The sequence below is a fragment of the Dactylosporangium darangshiense genome, assembly GCF_039537565.1.
Taxonomy (GTDB): domain Bacteria; phylum Actinomycetota; class Actinomycetes; order Mycobacteriales; family Micromonosporaceae; genus Dactylosporangium; species Dactylosporangium darangshiense.
The window spans coordinates 1-4,281 of the sequence record NZ_BAABAT010000139.1; the positions used below are offsets into that span (position 1 = coordinate 1).

Below are 4,281 nucleotides of genomic sequence, written 5' to 3' on the forward strand. Positions count from 1 at the left end.
TCGCAGAGCCTTCGGATTCCACTCTGCCGAAGCCATCATCGCCCTCGCCATGCTCAGCCTCAGCGGATACCGCCCCGTACTCCCCAGATGACCACCAACTGGCCCACGGATCAGTCAGGAGGGCCTCAAAAGAGTTGATTGCACGGCGTCGTACACCCTCCGAGCGTCACCTCACCAACCCGGCAACATCCGCTTCTCGGCAGATCCGTGCGCCGGGCCGCCAGCTGGGCCATCACGGTCTGTAGCGCGCGGATCGCGGCAGAAGAGTATGCCCATTCGGTGACTGGACCCTCCTCGTGCGGAAGTGATCCGGCGATTCGCTCGCGGGCGGCGATGGTCGCGGCGAGCAACATCTCGTCCGCGCGTATCTCGGCGTCGTCATCGCCGATATTGAGCCCCGCTCGACGCCGCAAGGCTATGAACCGATCCAGCCGGTCGAGTATCGGCCGGGCATGTGACCCCATCGCGGTGAACACCCGCAGCACCTTGGGCCCGTGCAGGTCGTCGGACAGGTACTTCGGCAGGACCGCCAGCAGTTCGTCGGCGACTGCGGGACCTTCGTGCAGCCACAGTGCGCCGGCCGATTCCACCTGCTCGAATCCGGGAACCCTGAACAGACTCCGCAGTTGCTTGTGCTGGCGGACGGTGAGCCCGCCGTGCTCGGCGAGCCAGGTCAGCAGCTGCGATGCAAAGCGGTCACGGCGAAGTTCTTCCGGACGTCCGGCAAGATACCGTTCGGCCACGGCCCGGTCCGACGTCACATTGAGAAGGGCGGACGTCGCGCCTTGCGTCGGGTAGTCCCGCAGCTCCGGGGCCGCAGCTGCGGCGGCGGGACCGATCTGTCCCAGGACGTAGAACGCCCAATCCGGAGTGTCGTTCTCGGCTCCCTCGAGCCTGGCGATGAGCTCCGGCACGGCTGCAGCCGCAGCCGGACCGAACGCGGCCAGCACGCGCATCGGCAGTTCCGGCGAGCAGGAAGCCGGCAGCGCCGCCAGGATCTGCCGGGCAGCGGCCACCGGCGCCTGCGGGTCAGCGCCTGCCCGAGCAACCGCCCGGAACGCCTCCGCCAGCCGGGGCTCGTCACTGTCGGAGAGCATCAGCCGTACCAGATGCGGCACCGCGCGGTGGTCGCCGACACAGCCCAGCGCGGTGGCGGCCACCGCGCCGAGCTCAGGGTCGTCCATCACCGCCGCGAGATCGTCGGCGCGCAGCCGGGACGCGGTCAACGACAACGCCAACGCTCTGAGCGCCGTCGACCCCACCTCAGCAGGCTCCTCCCCGAGCAGACCGGTCAGTATCGGCGCCACCCGGCCGGGCGCGGCACGCCACGCACGCATCGCCGCAACCGCTATCCGTACGCCTTCGAGCCTGACCTGCGGGCTCTCGGCCGGGTTCGCCAGCCGTTCCGCCCAGGCACAGCAGTCCTGCTCCCGGTCGAGACCGATCATCGCCCGAGCCCAGAGCTCACCCGCAGTCTCCGCAAAACGGGATTCCGGCGCGTTCAGGACACCGATGGAGGCTTTGAGATCGGCCCGGATCGCGGCGTCCAACGCCGGCCAGGCCGCCGAGTCTTCCCTGCTCAACACCGCGATGTTGGCCAACAGCCGAACGGCCGGAACCGGATCCGACCGCAGGCGTTCGAGGGTCGCTTGATGCCCCGGGATCTTGCGCCGGAGTACGGCGTGCAGGAGGGCGATCCGGACGACCGGATCGGTCGAGGCGTTCAACGCCGCCATGGCCCGATCGGGTTCGCCGGTGTGCACCAGCAACGCCGCCGCGGTACGCCGCACCGCCAGGTTCGCGTCACACAAGGCCGACTCGGCGGCAAATGCCACCACAGGCCACTCGGAATGCCGGAAACACAACTGGGCCAGCAACTCAAAAACCGTCAGGCGCACCAATGCGCGGCCATCGGTCGTAAATGCCAGCAGACGATGGGTCGTCGACCCGTCCGAGTCGGCCTGGACCGTGCCGAACATCCAAGACCGCGCATGATTACCAGGGACCAGCAGATCGCCCGAGACGATGCCCGCTTCCAACCACCCCCAGCCGTCCGGCGACACCGCCGGCGCCAGGCTGTTCACGCTGCGAGGCGCAGGGCGCCCTTTCCGTAGATCATGAGCTCGATCCTTGCTCAAGAGTGTCCCGACGCGCAATGTGATCACGTATCCGCTTCCCGGCAGTTCAGCGCACCGGCTGGCGCCGGACGCTCGTCACGCGGCGTGACGGAGTTCGCCGACCTTGCGCTCGCGGTCGGCGGGAGATCAGTGCAGCACTGTCGCGGTCATGCGTTGGCTTCCGGCGGTCGGTTGCGCCCGCCAGGGACCTCGTCGCCGTTGCCGTCACAGACTGTGGCGAACCATGAGGTGGCCCAGACCGTCAACCGATTGGTTTCGTGGAGGGTTTCGAACGGGTGGTCGTTCCAGCTTCCGTAGGACGTGACCGTGACGGTTTCTCCAGGCAGGAGCCAGTAGTCCTGACCAAAGGGCTCGAGCCACAGCTCCAGCAGCGACTCCCCGCCGTTCGTCACGATCATCGGCACTGGGTTCTCCAACGCCTTGATCGCCTCGAAGCTGAAGTCTCCGGCGTTGGGCATGTTGGTCCGCAGCGGCGCCATGATGTGATCGATGGCGATCCTCTGCGGCGAGATGATCGGCTCGCCAGGCGTCGAGGCCGCCTCCGGCTTTGAGCGCTTGCGCCTCCGTAGCATGATCCGGATTCTCTACCGACAGGTACCCACGCGCCTATCCGCTCTTCGGCATGTCAGGAAAACTGGCCAACCATCTCGCCGTGACGTTTCGTAACGAGCGGATCGCGGCATGAGCGTGCACGTCATTAAGGCGGCACTGAGCCTCAGCCGTTGCTTGGCTGTTGCAGGCCAGGTTCGGGTGCTGGTTGCGCGGTCAGCGTGGCGTATCAGGCGCGCAGCCGAGACGGGGGCGGGTATGGCGAGAGGCTCGGGCCGAGCGATGGGGTCGGCTCCGTCGAGTAGGCCTCGACGTCCCACGAGGTGATGGTGTCCGCGCGGTCGAGGGCCACGGTGAAGGGGCCGAGGTAAATGCGGCCGACCATCGTCTCATTGGCCGGGAAGAACATCATCAGGAACTGCCACTGCCCGTCGCAGGTCCAGGCATCCGAGAAGGACAGGCTTCCGGCGGTCACGTGCGCCTTGAGTTTGCCCGATCCGGTACACCGCCCGCGGAGATGAATGCTCCAACCTTCACGGATCGAGACCTCGACGAACGGCTCGCCGTACTCCGTCGAATGCCACGCGCCGACCAGCCGGTCGTAGGACGCCACCTCCCCGCCGATGGTCTCCATCACGAACGGCTCCAGCGCGGGATCCGGGTTGGCCGGGCGGGTACAGGCGGCCAGCCCGACGACCGCGACCACCACCGACACCAACAGCACGGCTGTCTTCTTCACGGAACCAGGCTAGGAGTGCCGGCCGCGATCCGCTGCCCCACCGACGTCCGCTGCGCCAACGTGCGATGGCCCCGCCGCATGCATGCAACCCACCGCTACGACTCACCCCACCAACCGGGCTGCACCACACCTCCCGAGCCGGCGCGCACTATCGATCGGCCGCATACCTGCACCCATCGCCAAGGCCACCAGGTCGGCCACATCCTGCGAGCCGCCGCGGACGCAGCGCGCATCGCAGAGATCGAGGCCGGCGGTGACCCTGCGATCGGGATGCCTTTGCTGGAACGGTCGGGACGGCGTGCGACGCCGGTGCTCATCGACGTGCTCGACTGCTACCCGCTCACGGCGAGCGGCAGCAATCGTGTCGCCCAGCTGATGAACACATTGGACCGCTCCCTGCGCCAAACGGCTGACTGGTAGCCAGAAGACACCGCACTCAGTGGCGCCGACGCGCGTCGAACGCAGTACAAGTCATGATCCTCCCGAAGGTTCGAGACCCTCGCTTCGTGACGATCCGCCGTCGTGGATCGTTCACCGATGACGATCATCGTCTCCTCGCCCAATGGTCTGCTCAGTACTTCCATCGCCCGAACTGCTCGACATCCGGGCTGCTTGATTCGCCAGCCCACCCAACGCTCGCTCTTCGGCAGAGTCGGATGCTCGAACTAGGCAGAAGCCGTTACCGATGGTGACGGGCGCGGCGGCGAACACCGCGCTCGGACAGCGGCATGAGCGCGCAGTGAATCTTGGTTGTGTGTGTCAACGCTCTGAAGGCATGCTGCCCTTCGTGGACGATGTGATCGCGGTCAAGGTGACGCTTGCCGACGGTGGCGAGCGCTACTTCCTCACGTGGGG

Annotated in this window: 4 protein-coding genes; 1 reads left to right on the plus strand and 3 read right to left on the minus strand. The window is 66.9% G+C overall.

Features of this window, described 5'->3' with window-relative positions:
- Window positions 1-125 precede the first annotated feature (125 nt).
- The 3 genes from ABD901_RS58130 to ABD901_RS58140 form a co-directional block, all read right to left on the minus strand.
- Complete coding sequence (locus ABD901_RS58130) at window positions 126-2,084, minus strand: hypothetical protein (protein ID WP_345144891.1); 1,959 nt, start codon at window positions 2,082-2,084, stop codon at window positions 126-128.
- A gap of 200 nt (window positions 2,085-2,284) precedes the next feature.
- Window positions 2,285-2,710, minus strand: a complete 426-nt coding sequence (locus tag ABD901_RS58135; RefSeq protein WP_345144893.1) for a hypothetical protein — start codon at window positions 2,708-2,710, stop codon at window positions 2,285-2,287.
- A 206-nt stretch (window positions 2,711-2,916) separates the two neighbouring features.
- Entirely contained in the window at window positions 2,917-3,426 is a 510-nt protein-coding gene (locus ABD901_RS58140; RefSeq protein ID WP_345144895.1) for a hypothetical protein, read from the minus strand.
- Between the two features lie 78 nt (window positions 3,427-3,504).
- Between ABD901_RS58140 and ABD901_RS58145 the strand changes: the two genes are divergently transcribed.
- Complete coding sequence (locus tag ABD901_RS58145; protein WP_345144897.1) at window positions 3,505-3,846, plus strand: hypothetical protein; 342 nt, start codon at window positions 3,505-3,507, stop codon at window positions 3,844-3,846.
- Window positions 3,847-4,281: the final 435 nt, after the last annotated feature.